Here is a 25,980-nt window from a genome sequence, read left to right on the forward strand (position 1 = left end):
GACGTCAGTGACCAAAGTGCCGAAACCATTGCCCCCACAGCCGCTCTCACGGCATAGTGGCTACCACAGAGCCACACGCGGACACGCGACCGCTCTTACACCACTCCACGGGACGTGACCCCGCAGCCTTCTGGCTTCGCGCGCAAGCCTGGTTCACCACATGCGGTTTTACGGTACGAAAAGTGTTGACCGACAACGGCTCCTGTTACCGATCACATGCGTTCAGGGACGCTCTTGGCGACATCGAGCACCGCCGAACACGCCCCTACCGCCCACAGACCAACGGAAAGGTGGAGAGATTCCACCGCACCCTGGCCGACGAATGGGCCTACGCACGGCTTTACCGCAGCGACGCCGAACGCTGCGCCGAGTTCCCCCGCTGGCTGCACACCTACAATCACCACCGCGGCCACACCGCACTCGGCGGCCAACCACCTGCCACCCGCGTACCTAACCTCTCAGGTCAGTACAACTAGCCGTCCCCGCCGTCCAGCCGCAGCCCGTGCGCCAGCGCGAAGGCGACGGCCTGGTCGACGTCGACGCGGGCCCCGGCCAGCGACGCCGTCGTCCACAGCGCCGGGTCCGCGGCGCCGCCGCACAGGTCGGCGTCGTCCAGCCGGGTGCCGGTGGTGCGCGCGCCGCGCAGGTCCGCGCCACGCAGCACCGCCTTGCGCAGGTCGGCCTCCACCAGCGAGGTCACCCGCAGCCGGCACCCGCTCAAATCGACGCCGCGCAGGTCGTTGCCGCCGAGCACCGCGAGCGTGAAGTCCACCTCATCGAACGTCACCGGCCGCAGCCGACACTGCTCGAACACCGACCCCAGCATGGTGCACTGCTCGAAAGTGCTGTGCCACAACGATGTTCGACGAAAGGTGCAGTTGCGGAAGGCCGACGCGCGGTGCCGCGACTCGGCCAGGTTGGCGCCGCTGAAATTGCATTCGGTGAACACCACCCGCTCGGTCGACAGCCCGACCAGGTCCTCGTCGGTGAAATCGTGCCGCTCGAATTCGCGGTCGACCCACGCGGTCAATTGGCCGACAGGCTGGCCAGCGCGTATTCGCTGACCGCGATCAGGGCGTCGGTCGCCGACCGGCGGTCCCTGGCGTCGACGGTGATCACCGGGATGTGCGGCGGCAGCGTCAGCGCCTCGCGCACCTCCTCGACCGGGTAGCGGGGCGCCCCGTCGAACTCGTTGACCGCGACCAGGAACGGCAGGTTGCGGTGCTCGAAGAAGTCCACGGCGGCGAAGCTGTCCTGCAGCCGCCGGCAGTCGACCAGCACCACCGCGCCGATCGCGCCGCGCACCAGGTCGTCCCACATGAACCAGAACCGGCGCTGCCCCGGCGTGCCGAACAGGTACAACACCAGATCGTCGGCCAGGGTGATCCGGCCGAAGTCCATCGCCACCGTGGTGGTCCGCTTGTCGGGCGTGGCCTCCAGCGCGTCCACGCCGGTCGAGGCGTCGGTGAGCATGGCCTCGGTGCGCAGCGGCATGATCTCCGACACCGCCCCGACGAACGTGGTCTTGCCGGCGCCGAATCCGCCGGCGATCACGATCTTGGTCGACGCGTGGTCGCCGGAGTCAAGCTGCACGTCAGAGTGCGCGTAAGCCACGCAGGGTCCTTCCTATCAGTTCGTGGCGCTCATCCCTGGTCGAACGCTCGGACAACGTCTTGTGCACCCGAAGGTAGCCGGACAACACCAGATCGCCGACCAGGACGCGCGCCACGCCCAGCGGCAGGTCCAGCCGGGCCGAGATCTCGGCGACCGACGGGCTGTCCAGGCACAGCCGCACGATCCTGCCGCGCGCGTCGCCGGGCGGCCACCGGTGCGTCAGGCCGGCCTGCAACGTCTGGATCGGCGCCTCCACCGGCAGGTCGACGGTGGTGTCGGTGCGCCCCGACGTCAGCGTGTACGGCCGGACCAGATTCCCGCTGCGGGAGGTCGGCCAGGTCTCGGGGGTGTCCATCGGGCGCTCACGAGACGCTGGACCGGCGGGTGGACTGCACCACCCCGCCCACCCGCTCGACGAGGACGGCCATCTCGTAGCCGATCTGACCGATGTCGCAGGACGCCGCGGCGAGCGTGGCCAAATGCGAGCCGTCCCCGACCTGCATCAGCAGCAGGTAGCCGTTGGACATCTCGACCACCGACTGCAGCACCTGCCCGCCCTCGAACAGCTGGGCGGCGCCCGTCGCGAGGCTGGCCAGCCCGGAGGCGACGGCGGCCAGCTGGTCGGCGCGTTCGCGCGGCAGGTGTTCGCTGGCGGCGACGGGCAGCCCGTCGACGGACACCAGCAGCGCGTGCGCGACGCCGGGGACCTCGCGGGCGAACTTCGTCACCAGCCAGTCCAGCGACCGGTCCGGGGCTGCAGACCAGGAATTGTCGGGTGCGGTCATTGTTGGTCGGGTCCTTCGCTGCTCTCCCGGGCGTGCGACCGTCCGGTGCGCACGCCACCGAAATGGCTACTGAACGAGGCGCGGACCGCCTCGGGGTCGCGGGCGACGGCGGCGTGCTGCGGCCGGCGCGGCGCGGGTGAGCGGCCGTTGAGCCCCGGCTCGTCGTCGGGTTCGGCCGCGGCCCCGTGGGCGCCGCCGGGCACCAGCCGGGCGCCGGGGGTGCGCACGGGCAGGCCGTGGTCGGTGGTGTGCGACTCGACGGGCTTGTCCTCGGCGGCGGCCGCCAGAGTCCAGCCTCGGTCCCACACCGACTGCCAGTCCAGGTCGGGGCTGTTGACCAGGTCGTGCGGGTCGCCCAGCATCTCCGAGAGCATGCGCCGGTAGATGACGTCGTCGTCGGCCGGGCCGGTGCTGGCGGCGGGCGGAATGGAGGCTTCCGGCTTCGGCTTCGGCTTCGGGGGCGGTTTCGGGGGCGCCTCGGGCGGCGTCTCGGTACGCGGGCGGGCGGCGAAGAAGGCCGAGGTGTCCGACGCCGCGCGGGCCGGCCGGGGCGCCGGCTGCTGCGGTTCGGGGGCCGGCTCGGGCGCCCGTTCCGGGGCCGGCCTGGGCGCCGGGCTGGCCTCCCACCAGGGCGTCGCCAACTCACGGCGCTGCCGTCGGGGCTGCGGTTCGGCGGGCGGGGCGGGAACCGCGGCAACATCCGCGATGCCGCTGGACCCAGGATTGCGGCGGGGCAGCAGGGTGACCGGCGGTGTGGACGCGTCGCCGGCGTTGCGGCTGCCGCGCGCGGCCGGCTGCTGGGTGCCGTCGTGCCGGCCGCCCTCCTCGGCGGGTGCGGCGATGGCGCTGGCGAGTTTGGCGCTCGGCGACGAGACCGCCCGGATGTGCCGGGGCCCGGACGGCTCGGCGACGACCCGGCCGGCGAGCACCGTCGGCGGCAGGTACACCTCGGCGGTGGTGCCCGAGCCGGATTCGTTGGCCGCCGGGCCGCGCAACCCCACCCGCATCCCGTGCCAGGCCGCGATCCGGCCCACCACGAAAAGGCCGAGATGCCGGGCGTTTTCGGGATGCGGGTCGGGGTTGGCGTCGCCGCTGGCCTGCAGCCGCATGTTGGCGATGCGCCGGTCGGCGTCGTTCATCCCCAGGCCGGAGTCGGCGATGCGCACCACCACTCCCCCGTCGCCGCCGCGCGACGCCGACACCCGGGCCGAGGTGGTCGGCGGCGAGTACCGCAGCGCGTTGTCGATCAGCTCGGCGAACAGGTGGATGGCGCCGCCGGCGGCCGCCCCGAGCAGCGAGCACTCGGGCAGCCCGGCGATCTCGACCCGGCGGTAGTCCTCCACCTCGGACACCGCGGCGTTGATCACGGTGGCAAGCGGCACCGGATCGCGCTGGTCGCGCGCCAGCTTCGCGCCGGCCAGCACCAGCAGGTTGGCGCTGTTGCGGCGCAGCCGGGCCGCCAGATGGTCCAGCCGGAACAGGTTGTCCAGCCGTTCGGGATTGTCCTCGTTGCGCTCCAGCCGGTCGATGAGTGCCAGCTGCTGGTCGACCAGCGAGCGGCTGCGCCGCGACATGGTCTCGAACATGTCGTTGACCAGCAGCCGCAGCCGCGCCTCGTCGCCGGCCAGCAGCAGGGCCTGGGTGTGCAGCTCGTCCACGGCGTGCGCGACCTGGCCGATCTCCTCGGTGGTGTACACCGGCAGCGGAGCCGGAATCGGTTCGGCCCCACCGGCTTTCACGTGTGCGATCTCCTCCTCGAGATCGGTGTGGGCCACCTTGAGCGCGCCGTCGCGCAGCGTGCGCAGCGGCCGCACCAGGGCCCGCGCCACCAGCAGCACCACCGCCAGCGCGATCACGATGGCGGCCAGCACCAGGGCGGTGTCCAGGATGGCCGAGTTGCGCCGTTCGGCGGCCTGCGCGTGCACCGACTTGGTCACCGACGCGGTGGTGTTCTTGATGACCTGGTCGGCAATGTCGTCGGTGGTCTGGATCGAGCGCAGCAGGTCGGGGTTGTCGACCAGCACGCTGGCCGGGTCGGACATGATCGCCATCCGGCTGACCATCTGCTGTTGCAGCGTCTTGGCCTCGGGCGATCCGGCGCCGAGCACCTCGCTCATGCCGAACAGCGTCGACGGTTCGGTGCCGGCCAGGGTGGCCATCGAGGTGCGCAGCTGCGGCTCGGGCAGCTCGGCTCCCCGGGTGACCAGGATCTTCTGCATGGTCATCTGCCCGCGGGCGCCGACCGCCCGGCTCAGGCCCTGGGCCTGCGCCCGGATCCGCTCGTCGTCGACCCGCACCGACGCGTTGATGACGTTTTCGGCGGTCAACAGGATCGGCGCGTAGAAGGTCACCCGTTCCCGTAGGCCGAGGCTGCCCTCGGCCACCTTGTTCACCAGCATCTGGCCGGTGTCCAGCAGGTTGTTCACCCCGGCGCGGACGTCGTCGGTGACGTCGGTGTCGCCCAGCCTGGTCTGCAGTTCGTTCTTGCGGGCCTCGTAGTTCTTCTTCGCGCCCTCGGCGTCGCGCCCGGCGGAGCCCGCCAGCAGCGCGACGTCCAGCGCCGACATGTACTTGGTGATCGCCGGGACGACGTCGGCGCGGGCGGCGGCCAGCCGCAGGCCCGCCGCGTTGGCCATCGCGCCGTGGATGCGCAGCACCCCGAACACCGTCGCCAGCATCAGCGGAACCAGGACGATGGCCAGCACTTTCCACCGCACCGGCCAGTTGCTCAGCGACCATGCCGGCGGGCGTTTGGCCGGCACGGCGCCGCCGCCCAGCGGTGCGGGCCCGGGGGCTTCCGCCGCGGCCGGTTCGGCCGGGCGGCTGAACATGGTCACGTCGTCGCGGCCGCGCGACCGGCCGCTGCGCTCAGTGCTGAAACAAACCCGAGGCTCATGAAACTTCCTGCTTTATTTCGCCATTTCGCCCGCCGCGCGCCAGATCGGCGTGTGCGTAAGTGTGGCAACCCGACGAGTATGACAGCCCGCGGCCCAGCCCACCAGAATCGTCACTGAGCAGACAGGTCCCTCCAAGGTGGCGCCGCCCGGCCGTCGTCGGCCCTGGCAAACACCGCGACGGGCGGAAGGTCAGGCCGGGCGCAGCACCGCGACCAGGAAGTCGGAGTCCTCGGTGAACGGCCGCAGGTCCCAGCTGGACAGCAGCAGATCGGGGGCGAACCCGGCGTCGGCCGCGTCGTTGAGGAAGTCGGTGAACTCGTACTCGCGGTAGGCGCCGAAGCCGATCGCGGCGCGGCCGTCGGCGGCCAGGTGTGCGCGCAGCCGGCTCAGCACCAGCACGCGGGTGCTGGGCGCCAGGAACGTCATGACGTTGCCGGCCGAGACGATCACGTCGAACGGGTCGGTGATGCCGCGGGCGGGCAGGTCGAGCTCGGCGAGGTCGCCGACCAGCCAGCGCGGCCCGGGATGGTCGTGCTCGGCGGCTTCGATCAGCGCCGGGTCGACGTCGACGCCGACCACCTGGTGGCCGGCCGCGGCGAGGTAGCTGCCCAGCCGGCCGGGTCCGCAGCCGGCGTCGAGGATGCGGGCGCCCCGGGGCGCCATGGCGTCCACGAACCGGGCCTCGCCGGCCAGGTCGTCGCCGGCGCGGGCCATGGCGCGGAAGCGCTCGATGTACCAGTGCGAATGCCCGGGATCGGCAGCGACCTTCTGCATCCAGATGCTCTGCTCGACCATGCGACCATTATCGCGTTGTGTTCAAGCTGATGTTCGTCTCCCCGCGCATCGCCCCCAACACCGGCAACGCCATCCGGACGGCGGCGGCGACCGGCTGCGAATTGCATCTGGTCGAGCCGATGGGCTTCGACCTGTCCGAACCCAAGCTGCGCCGGGCCGGGCTGGACTATCACGACCTCGCCTCGGTCACCGTGCACGCCTCGCTGGCCGCCGCGTGGGACGCGTTGACGCCGGCCCGGGTGGTCGCGTTCACCTCGCACGCCCCCGCGTCGTTCGCCGAGCTGCGCTACCGGCCGGGCGACGTGCTGATGTTCGGCCCCGAACCCACCGGGCTGGACGCGGCCACGCTGGCCGACCCGCACGTCACCACCCAGGTGCGCATCCCGATGCTGGCCGGGCGGCGCTCACTGAACCTGTCCAACGCCGCGGCGATCGCCGTCTACGAGGCGTGGCGGCAGCACGGCTACGCCGGGGCGACCTGATTTCGGCGACCTGATTTCATCGCGGCGACCCGCTTCGCCCGGCTGCGCCGCGCTTGCGATCGCCGCGGATTCACCAGCTGTCCCAGTGCGTGACCTGCTCGGCGGGCAGCCGCTTGGCCGGGCGGAAGTCGGTGCCCTTGGTGTAGGCGATCGGGAACAGCCCGCCCTGGCTGTAGCGGTCGTGCGGGATGCCGAGCAGCTCGGCGGCCTGCTTCTCGCCGTCGTTGATCAGGTGCAGCGTGGTCCAGCACGTGCCCAGCCCGCGCGAGCGCAGCGCCAGGCAAAAGCTCCACGCGGCCGGGAACAGTGACGCCCAGAACGACGCGCTCAGCCCCAGCGGCGCGTTCTCCACCCGCCCCTCCAGGCACGGGATCAGCAGCACTGGCGCCTCGTGCATGTGCTCGGCGAGGTAGACCGCCGAGTCCTTGACCTTGGGCATCCGCTCGCCGCGGGTGTCGCCCTCGGGGTACTCGGCGGCGGGCAGGCTCAGGTAGGCGCGGGCGTTGGCCAGGTAGATGTCGGCGATCGCCTTCTTCTTGTCGGCGTCCTCGACGAAAACCCATTGCCAGCCTTGGGCATTGGACCCGGTGGGCGCCTGCAGCGCCAGTTCCAGGCATTCCATCAGGACCTCGCGGGGCACCGGCTTGTCGAAGTCGAGCCGCTTGCGGACCGAGCGGGTGGTGGTCAGGACTTCGTCGACGGACAGGTTCAGGGTCATGCTTGGAGACTACCGTCGGCCGGCGGGTCGGCCCGTCGGTCGGCCCGTCGCCACCGAACGTGCACTCACGGTGACGTTCACGCGAAATTTTCGCCGCCAGTGCACGTTCGGCGGGCCGGTCAGCGGAAGTCGCGGGAGCGCGAGCCGACGGCCAGGGTGATGCGGCCCAACCGTTCGGCGACGACGGTGATGGCGCCGCTGGCGTTTTGCACCTGCCCGCGCACCAGCAACGCCGGCGCGGTGTTGGCCAGCTTGCGATGCCGCGCCCACACCCCCGGGGTGCAGAGCACGTTGACCATCCCGGTCTCGTCCTCGAGGTTGAGGAAGGTCACCCCCTGCGCGGTGCCGGGCCGCTGCCGATGCGTCACCGCGCCCGCGATCAGGACCCGGTCGCCGTCGGGCACCGACCCCAGCCTCGCCGCGGGCACCACCCCCATCGCGTCCAGGTCGTCGCGCAGGAACTGGGTCGGATAGCTGTCCGGGGAGATGCCGGTGGCCCACACGTCGGCGGCGGCCAGCTCCAGCTCGCTCATCCCCGGCAGCGCCGGGATGTGCGAGGACGAACCCACCCCGGGCAGCCGGTCTGGCCGCTGGGTGGCCGCCGCCCCGGCCGCCCACAGCGCCTCGCGCCGCGACATCCCGAAGCAGCCGAACGCCCCGGCGGTGGCCAGCGCCTCGGTCTGCGGCACCGAAAGCTGCAGCCGGGCGGTCAGGTCCAGCAGGGAAGCGAACGGGCCGTTGGCCTTTCGCTCCTGCACCAGCTTTTCGGCCAGGTCGTCGCCGATGTGGCGGACGGCACCCAGGCCGAGGCGCACCTCGGTGCCGGCGTTCTCCAGCGTGGCGTGCGCCAGGCTGGCGTTGACGTCCGGGCCGTGCACCGTCACGCCGTGCCGGCGCGCGTCGGCCACCAGCGACTGCGGCGAGTAGAACCCCATCGGCTGGGCGCGCAGCAGCGCCGCGCAGAACGCCGCGGGGTGGTGCAGCTTGAACCACGACGAGTAGAACACCAGCGACGCGAAGCTCAGCGCATGGCTTTCCGGGAAGCCGAAATTGGCGAACGCCTCCAGCTTTTCGTAGGTCCGGTCGATCACCTCGTCGGGGGCGCCGTGCAGCGCCCGCATGCCGTCGTAGAACCGGCCGCGCAGCCGTCGCATCCGCTCGGTGGAGCGCTTGGACCCCATGGCGCGGCGCAGCTGATCGGCCTCGGCAGCCGAAAAGCCAGCACAGTCCACCGCGAGTTGCATCAGCTGTTCCTGAAACAGCGGCACTCCCAACGTCTTTCGCAGCGCCGGCTCCATGGACGGGTGGTCGTAGAGTACCGGGTCCACCCCATTGCGCCGCCGGATGTAGGGATGCACCGACCCGCCCTGGATGGGCCCGGGACGGATCAGCGCCACCTCCACCACCAGGTCGTAGAACACCCGGGGCTTCAGCCGCGGCAGGGTGGCCATCTGCGCGCGCGACTCCACCTGGAACACGCCGACGGAATCGGCGCGGGCCAGCATCTCGTACACCGCCGGCTCGGACAGGTCGAGCCGCGCCAGGTCCACCTCGATCCCCTTGTGCTCGGCCACCAGGTCGATGGCGTAGTGCAGCGCCGAGAGCATGCCCAGCCCGAGCAGGTCGAACTTCACCAAACCGATTGCCGCGCAGTCGTCTTTGTCCCACTGCAGCACGCTGCGATTCTCCATCCGGGCCCACTCCACCGGGCACACGTCGGCGATCGGGCGGTCGCAGATCACCATGCCGCCCGAATGAATGCCCAGGTGTCGCGGCAGGTTGCGGACCTGGTTGGCCAGATCGATCACCTGCGGCGGGATGCCTTCCACGTCCGGGGAATCCGCCAGCCCGCTCCAGCTGCTGATCTGCTTGCTCCACGCGTCCTGCTGGCCCTGCGAGAAGCCCAGCGCGCGGGCCATGTCGCGCACCGCGATCTTTCCCCGGTAGGTGATGACGTTGGCGACCTGGGCGGCGTAGTCGCGGCCGTAGCGGTCGTAGACGTACTGGATCACCTTTTCGCGCTGGTCGGATTCGATGTCCATGTCGATGTCGGGCGGCCCGTCGCGGGCCGGCGACAGGAAACGCTCGAACAGCAGCTCGTTGGCCACCGGGTCCACCGCGGTGACGCCCAGGGCGTAGCAGACCGCGGAGTTGGCCGCCGATCCCCGGCCCTGGCACAGGATGTTGTTCTCCCGGCAGAACCGGGCGATGTCGTGCACCACCAGGAAATAGCCCGGAAACTGCAGTTGCGCAATGACTTTCAGCTCATGCTCGATCTGGGCGTAGGCCCGCGGCGCGTGCTCGGGTGACCCGTAGCGGTCGCGCGCCCCGGTCATGGTCAACTGCCGCAGCCAGCTGTCCTCGGTGTGCCCGTCGGGCACGTCGAACGGCGGCAGCTGCGGCGCGATCAGCGCCAGCTCGAACGCGCACTGCTCGCCCAGCTCGGCGGCGGCGGTCACCGCCTCGGGGCGCCACGCGAACAGCCGGGCCATCTCCTCGCCGGAGCGCAGGTGCGAACCGCCCAGCGGGGCCAGCCATCCGGCGGCCGAATCCAACGACTCCCGGGCCCGGATGGCGCCCACCGCCATGGCCAGCCGGCGCCGCGACGGCCCGGCGAAATGCGCGGCGGTGGTGGCGACGACGCCGACCCCGAAGCGCGGGGCCAGCGCGGCCAGCGCCGCGTTGCGTTCGTCGTCGAGCGGCTGGCCGTGCCGGGTCAGCTCGATGCTGACCCGCGCCGCGCCGAACCGGTCCACCAGATCGGCCAGCGCCCGCGCCGCCGCGTCCGGCCCGCCCTCGGAAAGCGCTTGGCGCACATGGCCTTTGCGGCAACCGGTCAGGATGTGCCAGTGCCCGCCGGCGGCCTCGGTCAGCGCGTCGAGATCGTAGCGGGGCTTGCCCTTCTCGCCGCCGGCCAGATGCGCCGCGGCCAGCTGCCGCGACAGCCGCCGGTACCCCTCGGGGCCGCGGGCCAGCACCAGCAGGTGCGGGCCGGGCGGGTCGGGCGCCTCGGTGCGCGCACTGGGGCCCAAAGACAGTTCGGCGCCGAACACGGTGCGCACGTCGAGTTCGGCCGCCGCCTCGGCGAACCGCACCGCCCCGTACAACCCGTCGTGGTCGGTGAGCGCCAGGGCGCGCAGGTCCAGCCGGGCGGCCTCCTCGACCATCTCCTCGGGCGTGCTCGCCCCGTCCAGGAAGCTGAACGCGGAATGCGCGTGCAATTCGGCATAGGGAACCGACGAACGGGCCGCCCGGCCCTCGTCCGGCGGCCGGTACGTCGCGCGCCCGCGCGACAGCGGTCCGTCTGGTTCCGGGGCCGGCGACTCGCCGGCGCGGCGCGGCTTGCTGTCGAGCACCCGCTCCATCTCCGCCCAACTCGGCGGCCCGTTGAACCAGCCCACAGACCCGAGTATATCGAACTGATGTTCGATTTAATCGCGGCCCGGTACAACCGTTGTTAAACCGATCTTCAACTCCTAAACAAGGTCTTAACGCTGCGGGGGTTACCGCGGGCGGGGCACTGGACGAATACTGGTACGGGTTCAAAAAAGCGGACACGGGCGGGACCGAGCATGGCGCAGACACTCGATACGGCGTTCCTCAAGGCCCACGATCCGGATCAGCACGCCAGCCTGGCGATCGGGGCGGTCGCCATCGTCGACGGCACCGTGCCCGACCCCGCGCAACTGGAACACCTTGTGGCAGAACGCATCCTGCCGATCGCGCGGTGCACGCAGCTGCTGCGGGCGCACCCGCTGAACCGGGAGTGGGTGGACTGCCCGGACTTCGATCTGGCCCGGCACCTGCGCCGGGTGGCGATCGCGGGCACCGGCGACGAGGCAGAGCTGTCGCGGGTGATCGGCCAGGCGCTGCGCCGGCCGCTGGACCCGGGTCGCCCGCCGTGGGAATGCTGGGTGATCGAGGGCTTGTGCGGCAACCGGTGGGCGATGTTGATGAAGACCCATCACGGCCTGCTGGACGGCAACCCGGCCGCCCGCCTGATCACCCGGCTCTGCGACGACGCCGACGCCGACATGTTCGCCAATAGCGTTGCAACACAACCAGTTTCATCCTCGACCGGCTGGCTCGACGCGCTGAGCCGGGTGTCGTCGCTGACCGGTGGGCTGCTCGGGGCGCTCCGGCTCGCCGGGCGGGCCGAGGCGGTGGCGCCGGTGCGCCGCTACGCCACGGTGCGGGTGCCGATCGCCGACGTCGACCGGGTCTGCCGCAAATTCGGTGTCAGCGCCAACGACGTCGCGCTGGCCGCCGTCACCGAGGGATTCCGCACGGTGCTGCTCGACCGCGGCGAGCAACCGCGGGCCGACTCGCTGCGCACCCTGGTCCCGCTGCCGGTCCGCTCGGCAGTGCTCTCGCACCTGCCCGTCGAACACGACGACCCGGTGCGCCGGCTGCAGACCGTGCACGCCCGGTGCAACCCCGCCGCCGGGACGCAGCCGGCCGGCATCGTCGAATCGGCGCTCGGACTGCTCCCGAACATGGTGCGCGGCAACCTGATCCAGCTGCTGTCCCGGCTGCCGCAGCGTGCCGTCGTCACGCTGGCCACCAACGTGCCCGGGCCGCGCCGACGGCTGCGGGTGATGGGCCAGACGCTGGAGCGGCTGCTGCCGGTCCCCCCGACGGCCACCCAGCTGCACACCGGGGTCGCGGTGCTCAGCTACGGCGACGAACTGGTTTTCGGCATCACCGCCGGGCCGGGCGACGGGTTCGACGTCACGCGGCTGGCCGCCGCCGTCGAGCTGGGCATGGCGCGGCTGGCGGCCCTCGGCGACGATTCCGTGCTGCTGTTCGCCGACCGGCGGCGCCGCCGCGCGGCCCGCCCGCCGCTGGGCCGGGTGCCGCCCGCGCACCCATCGGCGCCCGGACACGCACGTCACTGACCGGCTCGGGGCGCGACCGTGCCGCCGTGAGAAGGTTTTCCTCATGGGCGAATCGGGGCCGGTGGTGATCGACCCGCGCCGCCACGACGCGGTGCTGTTCGGGGTCGGCGACGCGCTGGGCTCGGCACTGACGAGCCAACTGGGACAGATCGGGGTGGGCACCGCGGCGATCGCGGCGGACGAACCGGCGGCGGCGGCCGACCGGCTGCGGGTCCGCCCGGGCCGCTGCGTGGTGGTGGCCGGCGACCCCGCGACCGTCGAGGCGGCCCGCACCGCCGGGTTCGCGTTGGTGATCGGACTGGCGCCCGACGGGCGCGACGGCGACGGGCTGCGCGCGGCCGGGGCCGACGCGGTGATCGCCGAGCTGGAACAGATCACCGTGCGCACCGGCGACCGCCGGATGTCTCAGCTGCCGGATGCCTCCCAGGCCCTGACCGGCGGCGCCGACGGGCTGGCCGGTCGGCACCCGGCGGTGTTCTTCGACTTCGACGGCACGCTGTCGGACATCGTCGACGATCCCGACGCGGCCCGCCCGGTGGCCGGGGCCACCGCGGCGCTGACCCGGCTGGCCGCGCGTTGCCCGGTCGCGGTGCTGTCCGGGCGCGATCTAGCCGACGTGACGAAACGCGTTGGGGTGCCGGGGATCTGGTATGCGGGAAGCCACGGCTTCGAGCTGACCGCACCCGACGGCAGCCACCACCAGAACGACGACGCCGCCGCGGCCATCCCGGTGCTGGCGCAAGCGGCCGGGCGGCTGAGCGACGAACTCGGCACGATCCCGGGTGTTGTGGTGGAGCACAAGCGATTCGGCGTCGCGGTGCACTACCGCAACGCGGCACGCGACCGCGTCGGCGAGGTGGCGGCGGCGGTGCGCGCCGCAGGCCGGCACGACGCGCTGCGGGTGACCACCGGCCGCGAGGTCATCGAGCTGCGCCCGGACCTGGACTGGGACAAGGGCAAGACGCTGCACTGGGTGATCGAGCACCTGCGCCGGTCCGGGTCGGGTGCGCTGACGCCGGTCTACCTCGGCGACGACATCACCGACGAGGACGCGTTCGACGCGGTGCGCGGCGGGCCCGTCCAGGGCGTGCCAATCCTGGTGCGGCACAACGACGACGGCGACCGCGCCACCGCGGCCCTGTTCGCGCTGGACAGTCCCGCGCGGGCCGCCGAGTTCACCGAGCGGCTGGCCGATCAGCTCGAACGCGGCGAGGGTTAGGCGTACTCCACCGCGCCGTCGTCGAGCACCACCCGGGTGTTGGAGCCGTCCGGGTTCGACGCCTCGGTGCGGAACACCGCCTTGCCCGGCTCGGTGCGCCAGATCAGCGTGGTCAGCGTCTCGCCGGGGAACACCGGCGAGGTGAACCGCGACGCGATCGAGGTGATGTTGGCCGCGACGCCGCCGCCGAGCTCGGCCACCAGCGCCCGCCCGGACACCCCGTAGGTGCACAGCCCGTGCAGGATCGGTTTGGGGAAGCCGGCCAGTTCCCGGGCGAACCACGGGTCGCTGTGCAGCGGGTTGCGGTCCCCGGAGAGCCGGTAGATCAGCGCCTGGTCCTCCCGGGTGGGCAGTGCGATCCGCGCGTCGGGCTCGCGGTCGGGGAATTCCGGCGCGATCGGCCGCTGCCCGGGCATCCCGCCGAACCCGCCCTCGCCCCGGATGACCAGGGTGGTCAGCGTCTCGGCGATCAGCTGCCCGGAGTCCGGCTCGGTGCCGCGGCCGCGCAACACCAGGATCGCGTTCTTGCCCTCGCCCTTGTCCTGGATGTCGGCGACCTCCGAGACCACCGAGAGCTTGCCCGCCGGCGGCAGCGGCGCGTGCAGCCGGATGCTCTGCGAGCCGTGTAACAGCATGGCCCAGTTGAACTTTCCGACCAGCCCGGCCGCGCCGAAGGCCGGGCAGCAGATCACCGCGTAGGTGGGCAGCACCTGCTGGTCGATGCCGTGGCTGTTCTCGGTGGTGAAGGCCAGGTCGTCGACCCCGGCGCCGACACCGAGCGCATAAAGCAGGGTGTCCCGGTCGGTCCATTCGAACAGCAGGGGTTCGGTCACCGCGCCGACGGCACTCGGGTCAATCGCCATGGGAGTCTCCTTTTCGCGGATTCGAGAGCTTTTCTCCCGCTAACCATCGCAAACCCTTCCCAGCGGAGCCGTCGGCAGGGCAGGCTATCTCTCATGCCCACGCGCAGCATGATCCGGAAGGTCTCGGTGGCGCTGGCCGCGCTCATCGCGACGGTGACCGTCGCCGCCTGCGGCGGCTCACCGCAGGCCCGGTCCATCACGGTGACCTTCGTCCGGCACGCCCAGTCCGAGGCCAACGCCAGCGGCACCATCGACACCGAGGTGCCCGGGCCGGGTCTGTCCCCGGAGGGCAAGGGGCAGGCCGAACAGGTCGCCCACCAACTCGGCCGCAAGGACTACGACAGCGTCTACGCCTCCACCATGACCCGGGCCCAGCAAACCGCGGCCCCGCTGGCCGCCGAGCTCGGCAAGCAGGTCGAGGTGCTGCCCGGCATCCAGGAGATCAACGCCGGCTGGTACAACGGCAAACCCGAGTCGATGGCGAAGTCGACCTACCTGGTGGCGCCGGCGAACTGGCTCAAGGGCGACGTCTCCGACAGCATCCCCGGCTCGATCAGCGGCAAGGAGTTCAACGACCAGTTCACCGCGGCCGTCAACAAGATCTACAACAGCGGCCACCGCAACCCGGTGGTGTTCTCGCACGCGAACTCGATCATGGTGTGGACGCTGATGAACACCCGCAACGCCAAGGACAGCCTGATGAACACCCATCCGCTGCCCAACACCGGCCGGGTGGTGATCAACGGCAACCCGATCACCGGCTGGACGCTGGTGGATTGGGACGGGATCCGCGACTTCCGCAGCTAGCCCCCGGCCGCCCCGAAGCTCGGCCCCCAAGCTCGCTCCCCAAACTCGGCGGTTGACGTGCGCGGCCGGCACCGCCACGATGTCTTCATGCGGTATGTCGTTACCGGCGGTACCGGGTTTATTGGTCGCCGCGTCGTCACTCGTCTTCTGCAAACCCGGCCCGACGCGCAGGTGTGGGTGCTGGTCCGCCGGCAGTCGCTGGGCCGGTTCGAACGGCTCTCGGCGCGGGGCGACACCCCGTGGGGCGACCGGGTGAAACCGCTGGTCGGAGAGCTGCCGGCGCTGGAGCTCAGCGACGAGACCCTGGCCGAGCTGGGACACGTCGACCACCTGGTGCACTGCGCGGCGATCTACGACATCACCGCCGGGGAGGCCGAGCAGCGGGCCGCCAACGTGGACGGCACCCGCGCCGTGATCGAGCTGGCGCAACGGCTCGGCGCCACCCTGCACCACGTGTCGTCCATCGCGGTGGCCGGTGACTTCCCCGGCGAGTACACCGAGGACGACTTCGACGTGGGCCAGCAACTGCCCACGCCGTATCACCAGACCAAGTTCGAGGCCGAGCTGCTGGTGCGCTCGGCGCCCGGCCTGCGTCATCGCATCTACCGCCCGGCGGTGGTGGTGGGCGACTCGCGCACCGGCGAGATGGACAAGGTGGACGGGCCGTACTACTTCTTCGGCGTACTGGCCAAGCTGGCGGTGCTGCCCAGGTTCACCCCGATGCTGCTCCCCGACACCGGGCGCACCAACATCGTGCCGGTCGACTACGTCGCCGACGCGCTGGTCGCGCTGATGCACGCCGACGGCCTGGACGGGCAGACCTTCCACCTCACCGCCGAGAAGACCATCGGCCTGCGCGGCATCTACCGGGGCGTGGCCAAGGCGGCCGGGCTGCCGCCGCTGCGCGGGTCGCTGCCCGGCGCGGTGGCCGCCCCGGTGCTCAAGGTGCGCGGCCGCGCCCGGGTGGTGCGCGACATGGCGGCCACCCAGCTCGGCATCCCCGCGCAGGTGTTCGACCTGGTCGACCTGGCCCCCACCTTCGTCAGCGAGAAGACGCGAAATGCGTTGGCGGGCACCGGAATCGAAGTTCCCGAGTTCGCCGGCTACGCGCCCAGGCTGTGGCGGTACTGGGCCGAGCACCTCGACCCCGACCGGGCGCGCCGCGACGATCCGCGGGGACCGCTGTACGGCCGGCACGTCATCGTCACCGGCGCCTCCAGCGGCATCGGCCGGGCGTCGGCCATCGCGATCGCGCAGCGGGGCGCCACCGTGTTCGCACTGGCCCGCAACGGCGCCGCACTGGACGCGCTGGTCGACGAGATCCGCGCCAATGGCGGTGCGGCCCATGCCTTTACCTGCGACGTCACCGATTCCGCGTCGGTGGAACACACCGTCAAAGACATCCTGGGCCGGTTCGACCACGTCGACTACCTGGTGAACAACGCCGGCCGGTCGATCCGCCGCTCGGTGGTCAACTCGACCGATCGGCTGCACGACTACGAACGGGTGATGGCCGTCAACTACTTCGGCGCGGTGCGGATGGTGCTGGCGCTGCTGCCGCATTGGCGGGAGCGGCGATTCGGTCACGTCGTCAACGTGTCCAGCGCCGGTGTGCAGGCACGCAACCCCAAGTACAGCTCCTATCTGCCGACCAAGGCGGCCCTGGACGCGTTCGCCGACGTGGTCGGCTCGGAGGTGCTGTCCGACCACATCACCTTCACCAACATCCACATGCCGCTGGTGCGCACCCCGATGATCGTGCCGTCGCACCGGCTCAACCCGGTGCGGGCGATCAGCCCGGAGCGCGCGGCGGCGATGGTGGTGCGCGGGCTGGTGGAAAAGCCGGCCCGCATCGACACCCCGCTGGGCACCCTGGCCGAGGCCGGAAACTACTTCGCGCCCAGGACTTCTCGGCGGGTCCTGCACCAGCTCTACCTCGGCTACCCGGACTCGGCCGCGGCGCGCGGGGTGGCCACCGAACCCCGGCCGGTGGAACACACCGAACGCACTGCACCCCGCAAACCGCGCCGGCCCGTCCGCGCCGTCACGCGCGGCCTGCGCACACCGCGCCCGGTCAGGCGGCTGGTGCGCCTGGTCCCCGGCGTGCACTGGTGATCCGCGCACACGTTTACCCGGGCGCGATCGCGGTACTCCGGCGCGATGGTAGGCAGTGCCGGCCGGACTGACATCGATCCCGTGAGAGCGGCCGCCGAACTGGTGGCCGCGACCGGCGCGGCGGTGCTGCCCGCGCTGAGTGTGACGCGCAGCCTGGGTGTGGGCCGCGAGGAGTGGACGCGGTTCGCCCGGCACTGGGACCGGCTGGCGCCCGACCCGTATGCGGCCGAACTGGGTGTCACCCGGCTGCGCCGGTACGGCCGGTACCTGCTGCGCGACGGCGTGCTGCACCCGATGGCCCACCGGGCCTTCGCGCAGCCCGACGACTCCAATCCGCTCTATGTCGGCCAGGACCGCGACTTCGCGCCGCTGACCGACGAGTTCGCCCGGGACCCATTGCTGCACAAGGTGATACGGCTGCTGTCCCGGATCGCCGCCGCCCTCGACGAGGTCGGCGAGTGGAACGTCCAGGTGCACCCGTTCCGCATCCGGTCGGCGCCGCAGGAGTGCGGCACCGGCGGACAACCGACGCCCGAGGGCCGGCACCGCGACGGTGTCACCCTGGTCAGCTCGCTGTTGGTGGCCCGGCGCAACGCCATCGGCGGCGAGAGCGCGGTGTACGAGGCCGACGGCCGGCGGCTGCTGGCGGCGACGCTGGCCGAGCCGGGCACCCTGCTGGTCAGCGACGACCGCCGCACCCTGCACCAGGTGTCGCCGATCCGACGCCCGAGGGCCGGCGGCCCGGCCCGCCGGGACGTCCTGGTGATCACCTTCGCGTCCGGCCGGCCCTGATCGTCGCGGTATCGTGGCCGCGGTGACTCCAGTTTTCGTCGATGTCGACACCGGCGTGGATGATGCGCTGGCGCTGATGTACCTGTTCGCCAGCCCGGACGCCGACGTGGTCGGCATCGCATCGACCGGCGGAAACGTTGCGGTGGAGCAGGTTTGCGAAAACAACCTGGGCCTGCTGCAGCTGTGCGGGCTGACCGGCATCCCGGTGTCCAAGGGGTCCGGGCAGACCCTGACCGGCCCGATGCGGCTGCCGTCAAAAGTCCACGGCCCCAGGGGATTGGGCTATGCCGAGCTGCCGCCCAGCGACCACCGGGTCACCGACCACGACTCGGCGAGCGCCTGGGTGCGCGCCGCGCACGCCCACCCCGGGGAGCTGATCGGGGTGGCGACCGGGCCGCTGACCAACCTGACGCTGGCGCTGCGGGCCGAGCCCGCGCTGCCGACCCTGCTGCGCCGGCTGGTGATCATGGGCGGCTCCTACGACCATCGGGGCAACACCACCGCGGTGGCGGAATGGAACATCAGCGTGGACCCCGAGGCCGCGGCCGAGGTGCTGGCCGGCTGGGGTGGCGCCGACGTCGTGCGGGAGCGGCTGCCGATCCTGTGCGGGCTGGACCTGACCCGCAAGGTGGCGATGACGCCGGATCACCTGACGCGGCTGGCCACCGCCGCGGACTCCGGCACCCGCCCGCTGAGCGCCGACGACGAACCCGGAACCCGGTCGGCGGCCGCCAACCCGCTGATCCGGGTGATCGAGGACGCGATGCGGTTCTACCTGGAGGCCTATCACGACCTCGGCCACGGCTATCAGGCGCACATGCACGACCCGTTGGCCGCCGCCGTCGCGCTGGACCCCACGCTGGTGGCCACCCGTCCGGCGACGGTGGAGATCGAGCTGACCGGCACCCTGACCCGCGCCATGACGGTCACCGACTGGTCGGGTCGTCGAGGACCCAACGCGCTCATCGGGATTGATGTGGACTCGGCGGCATTCTTCGACCGGTTCATCGAACGGGTGGGGCCGTTCGCCCGCCGGGTGGGCGGCGGCCGGTGACGACGGTATCCGCGAAACGAAGGCGGGCCGTCACACGAAAATCGGCGGTTGCCGGTCACCTGCGCCGGTGACGTCGGCGGATTGTGTTTTCATGAAGATGGACGAGTGGGGGCGCGACGTCACGCGTGGACGGCTCCCGTCAAGTGAAAGGTATCGAGTGTCATGACGGAGCTGGTTACCGGGGAAACGCTGCCGAACGTGGTCGTCACTGGCATCGCCATGACGACCGCGCTGGCAACCGACGCCGATACCACCTGGAAGCTGTTGCTGGACAGTCAAAGTGGTATCCGCAAGCTCGAGGATTCCTTTGTCGAGGAGTTCGACCTGCCGGTGCGCATCGGCGGACATCTGTTGGAGGATTTCGACGACGGGCTGACCCGGGCCGAGCGGCACCGGATGGGCTACCTGCAGATGATGTCGACGGTGCTGGGCCGGCGGGTCTGGGAGAACGCCGGCTCGCCCGAAGTTGACAGTAACCGGCTCATGGTGTCCATCGGCACCGGCTTGGGCTCGGCGGAGCAGATCGTGTTCAGCTACGACGACCTGCGTGCGCGGGGCATGAAGGGGGTCTCGCCGCTGGCGGTGTCGAAGTACATGCCCGACGGCGCGGCCGTCGCGGTGGGCCTGGAACGGCACGCCAAGGCCGGCGTCATCACGCCGGTGTCGGCGTGCGCGTCGGGCTCCGAGGGCATCGCCCAGGCGTGGCGCAACATCGTCTTCGGCGAGGCCGACATCGCGATCTGCGGCGGCGTGGAGGTCCGCATCGAGGCGGTGGCGATCGCGGCGTTCGCCCAGATGCGCATCGTGATGTCGACCAAGAACGACGACCCCGTCGGCGCCTGTCGCCCGTTCGACCGGGACCGCACCGGCTTCGTGTTCGGCGAGGCCGGCGCGCTGATGGTGATCGAAACCGAGGAACACGCCAAGGCCCGCGGGGCCAACATCCTGGCCCGCATCATGGGGGCCAGCATCACCTCCGACGGCTACCACATGGTCGCCCCGGACCCCAACGGCGAACGCGCCGGACACGCCATGAGCCGCGCTATCCAGCTGGCCGGGCTGACCCCGAAAGACATCACCCACGTCAATGCGCACGCCACCGGCACCTCGGTGGGCGACGTGGCCGAGGGCAAGGCCATCAACAACGCGCTGGGCCCGCACGGCGGCAACGCCGCCGTCTACGCCCCCAAGGCCGCGCTCGGCCACTCGGTCGGCGCGGTCGGCGCGGTGGAGTCCATCCTGACCGTGCTGGCCCTGCGCGACCAGGTCGTCCCGCCCACCCTGAACCTGGAAAACCTCGACCCCGAAATCGATTTGGACGTGGTGGCGGGCAAACCGCGACCGGGCAACTACCAGTACGCGATCAACAACTCGTTCGGCTTCGGCGGCCACAACGTCGCCATCGCCTTCGGACGGTACTGACCCCGCCGTCGCGCCGGCCCTCGTTTGGTGATCCGAGCAGAGGGTAAAGCAGCGACTATGGCCTTCGCCGAGTATCAGAACGAGCTCTACGACCAGTCGTTGCACGGCAACCAGCCGCAGTATCCGATCAGATTCGAGGAGCTGGAGGCCAAGGCGTCGGCGGCGATGACCCCGAAGGTGCTGGGGTATGTCGCCGGCGGCGCCGGCGACGAGCACACCCAGCGGGCCAACTGCGAGGCGTTCAAGCGGTGGGGCTTGTACCCGCGGATGGGGATCGCCCCCGAACAGCGCGACATGTCCGTCGAGCTGTTCGGCACCCGGTTCCCGTCGCCGATATTCATGGCGCCCATCGGCGTGATCGGGGTGTGCGACCCCGACGGCCACGGCGACCTGGCCTGCGCCCGGGCCTCGATCCGCACCGGCGTCCCGTTCTTCGTGGGCACGCTGTCGGCCGATCCGATGGAGGACCTGGCCGACGAATTGGGCGACACCCCAGCGTTTTTCCAGCTCTACACCCCGCCGGACCGCAAGATGGCCGCCAGCCTGGTGCACCGGGCCGAGGCGGCCGGCTTCAAGGGCATCGCCGTCACCCTGGACACCTGGGTGACCGGCTGGCGGCCCCGCGACCTGAGCGGCGGGAACTACCCCCAGGTGCCCAGCGGGTGCCTGGCCAACTACACCAGCGATCCGGTTTTTCGCGCCGGCTTGAGCCGCGGCGAAGACCCCACCGAGGCGGCGGTGCGCAAGCTGCCGATCTTCGGCGGGCCGTTCCGGTGGGAGGACCTGGAATGGCTGCGGTCGCGGACCAGCCTGCCGCTGATGGCCAAGGGCATCTGCCACCCCGACGACGTGCGCCGCGCCAAAGACATTGGGGTGGATGCCATTTACTGCTCCAACCACGGCGGCCGGCAAGCCAACGGCGGGTTGCCCTGCCTGGACTGCCTGCCCGGGGTGGTCGAGGCGGCTGACGGGTTGCCGGTGCTGTTCGACTCGGGTGTGCGCAGCGGGGCCGACATCGTCAAGGCGCTGGCGCTGGGGGCGACCGCGGTCGGCATCGGCCGCCCCTACGCCTACGGGCTGGCGCTCGGGGGCGTCGACGGCATCGTGCACGTGCTGCGCTCGCTGCTGGCCGAGGCCGACCTGATCATGGCCGTCGACGGCTACCCCTCGCTGAAGGACCTGACGCCGGACGCGCTTCGCCGCGTCGAACATGTTGCACCACAACGTTATTCGTAGCTTCCCTCCAAATACCACCTCCTTTGCCGGTAGCACAGCAGCAGCGCGCGTTCGCTTTCCAGCAGAACCTGCGCGCGGGCGGTACGGCCCCCACCCTGACCCCGGTCGTCCCACCACCGCTCGTCGACCGGCCAGGGCCCGCCCCACCAGCACAGCCGCTCGCCCCGGCCGTGGACGACCAGGCGCGCAGGGTCGGCGGAGAACAGCCCCCGACTGCTGACACGTATCGGATTGTTTTGGGCGTCAAGCAATTCCACCGGATCGTCGAGCAACACCGCCGGTGACGGCTCGGGCAGCCGGCCGGGCCACGGCAGGTCGGGATCGGCCTGCGGCACCGGCTCGTCGCCGAGCGGGATCAAGGTGATGCGCCCGGCTGGGCCGCGGCCACCGGACAGCACCGGCACCTGCACCGCCTCCGGGCCGAGCAAGCCCTGCACCCGCACCAGCGCCCGGCGGGCCCGCAGCCGGTCCTCCTCCCCCAGGCCGCCCCAGAGCGGCAACTGCAGCGCCTCGGCGGAGACCACCTCCACCGCCCGCAGCCGCAACAGCGTCACCGGGGCGGTGGGACGATCGCGCGCGGTGCGGTTGCTCAACCAGCCGTCCAGTTGCCAGCGCACCCGGTCGGCGGTGGCGTCCTCGGTCAACGGCTCGGCGCACCGCCACACCCGGTGGCGTTCTTCGCCGCTCCCGGTGACGGCGTGAATGGCCAGCCGGGTGCAGCCCACACCGGCGGCCATCAGCGCCTGATGCAGCGTGCCGGCCAGCGAGCGCCCGGCGAACGCCGCGGCGTCCACCCGGTCGATCGGCGGGTCGCAGTCCAGCACGGCCTCGAGCTCGGCCGGGGGTTCCCGCCCGGAGGGCGGCCGTTCGGGTTCGCCGCGGGCCAGCCGGTGCGCGGCCACCCCGTCGGCGCCGAACCGGGACGCCACGTCGCCGCGGGCCAGCGCGGCGAACTGTCCGATGGTGCGAATTCCCATCCGCCACAACAGGTCCGTCAGCTCTTCGCGGCCGGGGCCGGACAGGCTCGGCTCGGTGGCGAGTTGGCGGACGGACAGCACCGACAGGAACTTCGCGTCGCCTCCCGGCTCCACGATCCGGCCCGCCCGCGCCGCCAGGACCGCGGTAGACAACCGGTCGGCGATCCCGACCTGGCACTCGGCGCCGGCCACCGAGCTCACGGCCACCGCGTCGACCAGCCGCTCGGCCGCGGCCTCCTCGGACCCGAAGTAGCGGGCCGCCCCGCGCACCGGCAGCACCAGCAGCCCGGGCCGCAGCACCTCGGCGCGGGGCACCAGGTCGTCCACCGCCGCGATCACCGCTTCGAAGAAGCGGGCGTCGCGGTCCGCGTCGGCGGTGCTGACATGCAGTTGCGGGCACCGGGCCGCCGCCTCCCGGCGGCGCAGGCCTCGCCGCACCCCGGCCGCGCGGGCGGCCGACGAGCAGGCGATCACCCGGTTGGCCAACGTGACCGCGACCGGGGCGGTGGCTGGCAGCTCCGCGGCGGCCGCCGCCGCCACCGCGGGCCAGTCCATGCACCAGATCGCCAAAACCCTTGAACCAGAAGGGGTTACCACCGGAATTCACCCCGCCCGCGCCTGGGCCGCCACCCGCCGTCCCGCGCACATCCCGCTGACCTGCAGCCGCACCCCGCTGATGCGCCCGAACCCCGGGGCGGGTTTTCCCCACTGGGCCGGTGTGACCTCATAGCCACAGACCCGGGCCGCGAGCCGCGTCGGCGCGCCCTGCCAATCGCCGCCGGTGACCAGCAGGGTGCAGCCCTTGCTGCGGGCCCGCGCCACCACCGCCCGGGCCCGGGTCGGCGGCACCCGGCGCCCGCCCAGCCCGAGAACCACCAGGTCCATGCCGTCGACCAGCACCGCGGCCACCTCCACCGGATCGGTCCCGGGGTCCGGGATCACCGCGAGCCGGCTCAGGTCCGCCCCCATCTCGGCGGCGGCCAGCAGCCCGATGTCCGGCTGGCCGACGATCGCGGCGTTGCCCCCGGCCGCCGTCACCGCGGCCACCATGCTCAACAGCAGCGACCGGGCGCCCGAGAGCACCGCCACCGACCCCCGGGGCACCCGCACCGATTCGGCCAGCCACCGCGGCAGGGCCAGCAAAGATTCCGCGCCCAGCAGGTCGGCGGGGGCGGCGGCGCCGGATGCCGCCCCGGACATCCTCCCGGACATCTCCGCCATCCGCCGGCGCAGCGATTCCAGCCGCTCGGCGCGGGTTTCTTCGTGGCGACTGGAGGCGAAAGCCGCGGTCATGACCAGCCTCCTGTCGCCACTCGTCGCCCGAATATTTCGAACGCATGTTCGATTCACTGGGGAGTAAACACCCACCCTCCGACAACCGTCAAGAAACGTAAGGGGCAGCCTTATGCGCTCGGTGCCGGTGGGACGGATGGTGCTTTTTTGCCCCGAGTGGCAATGCCGGGCCGGGCCGGTAGAAAGCCGGTGGAAGCCGCACCGTCGTGCACGGCGACGAGCACGTCATCAAATTCACCGAGGCCTGCTACCGGGAAAACGCCCTCCAGCCCGACCCGCGGTTCGCCGCGGCCGTGCAGACCGCACAGCGCCGGATCGCGCCGCGCGCCCTCGGCGGCGGCGCGGCGACCATCCCGTCCGGCTGACGGCAGCCCGAGCCCATTTCCGGCGGGGCGGCTACTCCCACTCGATGGTGCCGGGCGGCTTGCTGGTGATGTCCAGCACCACGCGGTTGACCTCGGGGACCTCGTTGGTGATGCGGGTCGAGATCCGCTCCAGCACCTCGTAGGGGACCCGGGTCCAGTCCGCGGTCATGGCGTCCTCACTGGTCACCGGCCGCAGCACGATCGGATGTCCGTAGGTGCGGTTGTCGCCCTGCACCCCCACCGAGCGGACCTCACCGAGCAGCACCACCGGGCACTGCCAGATCAGCGAGTCCAAGCCGGCGGCGGTGAGTTCCTCGCGCGCGATCGAGTCCGCCCGCCGCAGCGTGTCCAGCCGCGTCGCGGTGACCTCCCCGACGATCCGGATGCCCAGGCCGGGACCCGGAAAGGGTTGGCGCGCAACGATTTCCTCCGGCAGCCCCAGTTCCCGGCCGACCGCGCGCACCTCGTCCTTGAACAGCAGCCGCAGCGGCTCGACGAGGGTGAACTTCAGGTCGCCGGGCAGCCCCCCGACGTTGTGGTGGCTCTTGATGTTCGCGGTGCCGCTGCCCCCGCCGGACTCCACCACGTCGGGATACAGCGTGCCCTGCACCAGGAACTCGACCGGCTTGTCCCCCAACACATCTCGCACCGCGCCCTCGAACGCCCGGATGAACTGCCGGCCGATGATCTTGCGCTTGCCCTCCGGGTTGGTCACCCCGGCCAGCGCCTGCAGGAAGGTGTCCGCCGCGTCGACGGTGACCAGGTTGGCGCCGGTGGCGGCCACGAAATCGCGCTGCACCTGCGCGCGTTCGCCGGCACGCAACAACCCGTGGTCGACGAACACACACGTCAAGCGATCGCCGATGGCGCGCTGCACCAGGGCGGCGGCCACCGCGGAATCCACCCCGCCGGACAATCCGCAGATCGCGTGGCCGTCGCCGATCTGCGCGCGGACCTGCTCCACCAGCACACCGGCGATGTTGGCGGCCGTCCAGTCCGCGCCCAGCCCGGCGAAGTCGTGCAGGAACCGGCTCAGCACCTGCTGGCCGTGCGGGGTGTGCATCACCTCCGGGTGGTACTGCACCCCGGCCAGGCGGCGGGCCCGGTTCTCGAACGCGGCCACCACGGCGCCGGGGCTGCTGGCCACCACCTCGAAACCGTCCGGCGCGGCGGTGACCGCATCACCGTGGCTCATCCAGACCGGCTGCACGCCCGGTAGCCCCGAATGCAGTTCGCCGCCAAGCACTTTCAGCTCGGTGCGACCGTATTCGCTGGTGCCGGTGTGCGCGACGGTGCCGCCCAAAGCCTGCGCCATGGCCTGAAATCCGTAGCAGATGCCGAACACCGGCACCCCCAGGTCGAACACCGCCGGATCCAGTTGCGGGGCGCCCGGCTCGTAGACGCTGGACGGGCCGCCGGAGAGCACCAGCGCCCGCGGCTGGCGGGCCTTGATCTCCTCGATCGTCGCGGTGTGTGGAATGACCTCGGAGAAGACCCGCGCCTCACGCACCCGCCGGGCGATCAGCTGCGCGTACTGGGCACCGAAGTCGACCACCAACACGGGTCGAGCGGGCGGTTCGGGCACCTCGGTGGGGGGGGATTCGGCCACGCCAGAAGTCTAGTGGCCGCCTCCGCCGGCCCCGGCCCC

22 protein-coding genes and 1 pseudogene are annotated in these 25,980 nt (G+C 71.6%); 11 read left to right on the forward strand and 12 right to left on the reverse strand.

Going from position 1 to position 25,980, the window contains the following annotated elements; translation table 11 throughout:
• Positions 1-122: 122 nt before the first annotated feature.
• Positions 123-476, forward strand: a pseudogene (locus tag H7I87_RS27610) (integrase core domain-containing protein); the annotation flags it as partial.
• On the opposite strand, the gene H7I87_RS27615 reads toward H7I87_RS27610, so the two are convergent.
• The 6 genes from H7I87_RS27615 to H7I87_RS27640 form a co-directional block, all read right to left on the reverse strand.
• Positions 473-1,030 (reverse strand): pentapeptide repeat-containing protein, encoded by a 558-nt coding sequence (locus H7I87_RS27615; protein WP_011726006.1) that lies wholly within the window; start codon positions 1,028-1,030, stop codon positions 473-475. The pseudogene H7I87_RS27610 and the gene H7I87_RS27615 sit on opposite strands and share 4 nt — an antisense overlap.
• Complete coding sequence (locus H7I87_RS27620) at positions 1,027-1,614, reverse strand: GTP-binding protein (protein WP_003874387.1); 588 nt, start codon at positions 1,612-1,614, stop codon at positions 1,027-1,029. Before H7I87_RS27620 ends, H7I87_RS27615 begins: the two co-directional genes overlap by 4 nt.
• Positions 1,595-1,969, reverse strand: coding sequence for a DUF742 domain-containing protein (locus H7I87_RS27625; protein WP_003874386.1), 375 nt, complete (start codon positions 1,967-1,969; stop codon positions 1,595-1,597). Before H7I87_RS27625 ends, H7I87_RS27620 begins: the two co-directional genes overlap by 20 nt.
• Before the next feature lie 7 nt (positions 1,970-1,976).
• Positions 1,977-2,399 carry a roadblock/LC7 domain-containing protein gene (locus H7I87_RS27630; protein ID WP_009978855.1) on the reverse strand — a complete coding sequence of 141 codons (423 nt, stop codon included), beginning with the start codon at positions 2,397-2,399 and terminating at the stop codon, positions 1,977-1,979.
• Entirely contained in the window at positions 2,396-5,230 is a 2,835-nt protein-coding gene (locus H7I87_RS27635) for an ATP-binding protein (RefSeq protein ID WP_033726036.1), read from the reverse strand. Before H7I87_RS27635 ends, H7I87_RS27630 begins: the two co-directional genes overlap by 4 nt.
• 255 nt (positions 5,231-5,485) lie before the next feature.
• Positions 5,486-6,091 (reverse strand): class I SAM-dependent methyltransferase, encoded by a 606-nt coding sequence (locus tag H7I87_RS27640; protein ID WP_009978860.1) that lies wholly within the window; start codon positions 6,089-6,091, stop codon positions 5,486-5,488.
• Between the two features lie 17 nt (positions 6,092-6,108).
• On the opposite strand from H7I87_RS27640, the gene H7I87_RS27645 reads away from it, so the two are divergent.
• Positions 6,109-6,573, forward strand: a complete 465-nt coding sequence (locus H7I87_RS27645; protein ID WP_009978861.1) for a tRNA (cytidine(34)-2'-O)-methyltransferase — start codon at positions 6,109-6,111, stop codon at positions 6,571-6,573.
• 70 nt (positions 6,574-6,643) lie between these two features.
• Here the strand turns inward: H7I87_RS27645 and H7I87_RS27650 are convergent, their stop codons facing one another.
• Both H7I87_RS27650 and H7I87_RS27655 read right to left on the reverse strand, forming a co-directional pair.
• The gene (locus H7I87_RS27650; RefSeq protein WP_009978862.1) at positions 6,644-7,291 is read right to left on the reverse strand and encodes a nitroreductase family protein; all 648 of its coding nucleotides are present in this window, start codon (positions 7,289-7,291) and stop codon (positions 6,644-6,646) included.
• 119 nt (positions 7,292-7,410) lie between these two features.
• Entirely contained in the window at positions 7,411-10,692 is a 3,282-nt protein-coding gene (locus tag H7I87_RS27655) for an error-prone DNA polymerase (RefSeq protein ID WP_023862272.1), read from the reverse strand.
• Positions 10,693-10,863: 171 nt separating this feature from the next.
• Between H7I87_RS27655 and H7I87_RS27660 the strand changes: the two genes are divergently transcribed.
• On the forward strand, positions 10,864-12,189 hold the full coding sequence (locus H7I87_RS27660) for a wax ester/triacylglycerol synthase domain-containing protein (protein WP_033725834.1): 1,326 nt from the start codon (positions 10,864-10,866) through the stop codon (positions 12,187-12,189).
• A gap of 43 nt (positions 12,190-12,232) precedes the next feature.
• Complete coding sequence (gene otsB / locus H7I87_RS27665; RefSeq protein ID WP_023862271.1) at positions 12,233-13,408, forward strand: trehalose-phosphatase; 1,176 nt, start codon at positions 12,233-12,235, stop codon at positions 13,406-13,408.
• Here the strand turns inward: otsB and H7I87_RS27670 are convergent.
• Positions 13,405-14,271, reverse strand: a complete 867-nt coding sequence (locus H7I87_RS27670) for a MaoC family dehydratase (RefSeq protein WP_003874377.1) — start codon at positions 14,269-14,271, stop codon at positions 13,405-13,407. The two genes, otsB and H7I87_RS27670, sit on opposite strands and share 4 nt — an antisense overlap.
• A 93-nt stretch (positions 14,272-14,364) precedes the next feature.
• Between H7I87_RS27670 and H7I87_RS27675 the strand changes: the two genes are divergently transcribed.
• From H7I87_RS27675 to H7I87_RS27700, 6 genes are all read left to right on the forward strand, one after another.
• The gene (locus H7I87_RS27675) at positions 14,365-15,078 is read left to right on the forward strand and encodes a histidine phosphatase family protein (protein WP_023862270.1); all 714 of its coding nucleotides are present in this window, start codon (positions 14,365-14,367) and stop codon (positions 15,076-15,078) included.
• A gap of 87 nt (positions 15,079-15,165) precedes the next feature.
• Positions 15,166-17,193: an SDR family oxidoreductase gene (locus tag H7I87_RS27680; protein ID WP_031348261.1), complete on the forward strand. Its 2,028-nt coding sequence runs from the start codon at positions 15,166-15,168 to the stop codon at positions 17,191-17,193.
• Positions 17,194-17,238: 45 nt separating this feature from the next.
• On the forward strand, positions 17,239-17,985 hold the full coding sequence (locus tag H7I87_RS27685; protein ID WP_031348260.1) for a 2OG-Fe dioxygenase family protein: 747 nt from the start codon (positions 17,239-17,241) through the stop codon (positions 17,983-17,985).
• Between the two features lie 13 nt (positions 17,986-17,998).
• Entirely contained in the window at positions 17,999-19,039 is a 1,041-nt protein-coding gene (locus H7I87_RS27690; protein WP_023862267.1) for a nucleoside hydrolase, read from the forward strand.
• Positions 19,040-19,201: 162 nt separating this feature from the next.
• The gene (gene kasB, locus H7I87_RS27695) at positions 19,202-20,461 is read left to right on the forward strand and encodes a 3-oxoacyl-ACP synthase KasB (RefSeq protein WP_011726014.1); all 1,260 of its coding nucleotides are present in this window, start codon (positions 19,202-19,204) and stop codon (positions 20,459-20,461) included.
• A gap of 57 nt (positions 20,462-20,518) precedes the next feature.
• Positions 20,519-21,697, forward strand: a complete 1,179-nt coding sequence (locus tag H7I87_RS27700; protein ID WP_023862266.1) for an alpha-hydroxy-acid oxidizing protein — start codon at positions 20,519-20,521, stop codon at positions 21,695-21,697.
• On the opposite strand, the gene H7I87_RS27705 is transcribed toward H7I87_RS27700, so the two are convergent.
• Positions 21,688-23,229 carry a Y-family DNA polymerase gene (locus H7I87_RS27705; RefSeq protein WP_031348259.1) on the reverse strand — a complete coding sequence of 514 codons (1,542 nt, stop codon included), beginning with the start codon at positions 23,227-23,229 and terminating at the stop codon, positions 21,688-21,690. The two genes, H7I87_RS27700 and H7I87_RS27705, sit on opposite strands and share 10 nt — an antisense overlap.
• A gap of 48 nt (positions 23,230-23,277) precedes the next feature.
• Positions 23,278-23,967, reverse strand: coding sequence for a DnaE2-dependent mutagenesis accessory factor ImuA' (gene imuA' / locus H7I87_RS27710; protein WP_009978879.1), 690 nt, complete (start codon positions 23,965-23,967; stop codon positions 23,278-23,280).
• A 206-nt stretch (positions 23,968-24,173) separates the two neighbouring features.
• Here imuA' and H7I87_RS27715 point away from each other — a divergent pair, with 206 nt between their 5' ends.
• Positions 24,174-24,332, forward strand: a complete 159-nt coding sequence (locus tag H7I87_RS27715) for a hypothetical protein (protein ID WP_003874441.1) — start codon at positions 24,174-24,176, stop codon at positions 24,330-24,332.
• 31 nt (positions 24,333-24,363) lie between these two features.
• Here H7I87_RS27715 and guaA read toward each other — a convergent pair whose 3' ends face one another.
• Complete coding sequence (gene guaA, locus H7I87_RS27720) at positions 24,364-25,941, reverse strand: glutamine-hydrolyzing GMP synthase (protein ID WP_003879026.1); 1,578 nt, start codon at positions 25,939-25,941, stop codon at positions 24,364-24,366.
• Between the last annotated feature and the right edge of the window lie 39 nt (positions 25,942-25,980).

Origin of the sequence: Mycobacterium timonense, from assembly GCF_025821985.1 — a bacterium.
GTDB classification, from domain to species: Bacteria; Actinomycetota; Actinomycetes; order Mycobacteriales; family Mycobacteriaceae; genus Mycobacterium; species Mycobacterium avium.

What these genes read in the sequence shown, in the direction of transcription:
- H7I87_RS27680 (WP_031348261.1), top strand. Translation starts at nt 15,166, where the DNA reads ATGCGGTATGTCGTTACCGGCGGTACCGGGTTTATTGGTCGCCGCGTC.
- H7I87_RS27660 (WP_033725834.1), top strand. Translation starts at nt 10,864, where the DNA reads ATGGCGCAGACACTCGATACGGCGTTCCTCAAGGCCCACGATCCGGAT.
- H7I87_RS27625 (WP_003874386.1), bottom strand. Translation starts at nt 1,969, where the DNA reads ATGGACACCCCCGAGACCTGGCCGACCTCCCGCAGCGGGAATCTGGTC.
- H7I87_RS27635 (WP_033726036.1), bottom strand. Translation starts at nt 5,230, where the DNA reads ATGTTCAGCCGCCCGGCCGAACCGGCCGCGGCGGAAGCCCCCGGGCCC.
- H7I87_RS27705 (WP_031348259.1), bottom strand. Translation starts at nt 23,229, where the DNA reads ATGGACTGGCCCGCGGTGGCGGCGGCGGCCGCCGCGGAGCTGCCAGCC.
- H7I87_RS27630 (WP_009978855.1), bottom strand. Translation starts at nt 2,399, where the DNA reads ATGACCGCACCCGACAATTCCTGGTCTGCAGCCCCGGACCGGTCGCTG.
- H7I87_RS27650 (WP_009978862.1), bottom strand. Translation starts at nt 7,291, where the DNA reads ATGACCCTGAACCTGTCCGTCGACGAAGTCCTGACCACCACCCGCTCG.
- imuA' (WP_009978879.1), bottom strand. Translation starts at nt 23,967, where the DNA reads ATGACCGCGGCTTTCGCCTCCAGTCGCCACGAAGAAACCCGCGCCGAG.
- otsB (WP_023862271.1), top strand. Translation starts at nt 12,233, where the DNA reads ATGGGCGAATCGGGGCCGGTGGTGATCGACCCGCGCCGCCACGACGCG.
- kasB (WP_011726014.1), top strand. Translation starts at nt 19,202, where the DNA reads ATGACGGAGCTGGTTACCGGGGAAACGCTGCCGAACGTGGTCGTCACT.
- H7I87_RS27675 (WP_023862270.1), top strand. Translation starts at nt 14,365, where the DNA reads ATGCCCACGCGCAGCATGATCCGGAAGGTCTCGGTGGCGCTGGCCGCG.
- H7I87_RS27640 (WP_009978860.1), bottom strand. Translation starts at nt 6,091, where the DNA reads ATGGTCGAGCAGAGCATCTGGATGCAGAAGGTCGCTGCCGATCCCGGG.
- H7I87_RS27670 (WP_003874377.1), bottom strand. Translation starts at nt 14,271, where the DNA reads ATGGCGATTGACCCGAGTGCCGTCGGCGCGGTGACCGAACCCCTGCTG.
- H7I87_RS27685 (WP_031348260.1), top strand. Translation starts at nt 17,239, where the DNA reads ATGGTAGGCAGTGCCGGCCGGACTGACATCGATCCCGTGAGAGCGGCC.
- H7I87_RS27700 (WP_023862266.1), top strand. Translation starts at nt 20,519, where the DNA reads ATGGCCTTCGCCGAGTATCAGAACGAGCTCTACGACCAGTCGTTGCAC.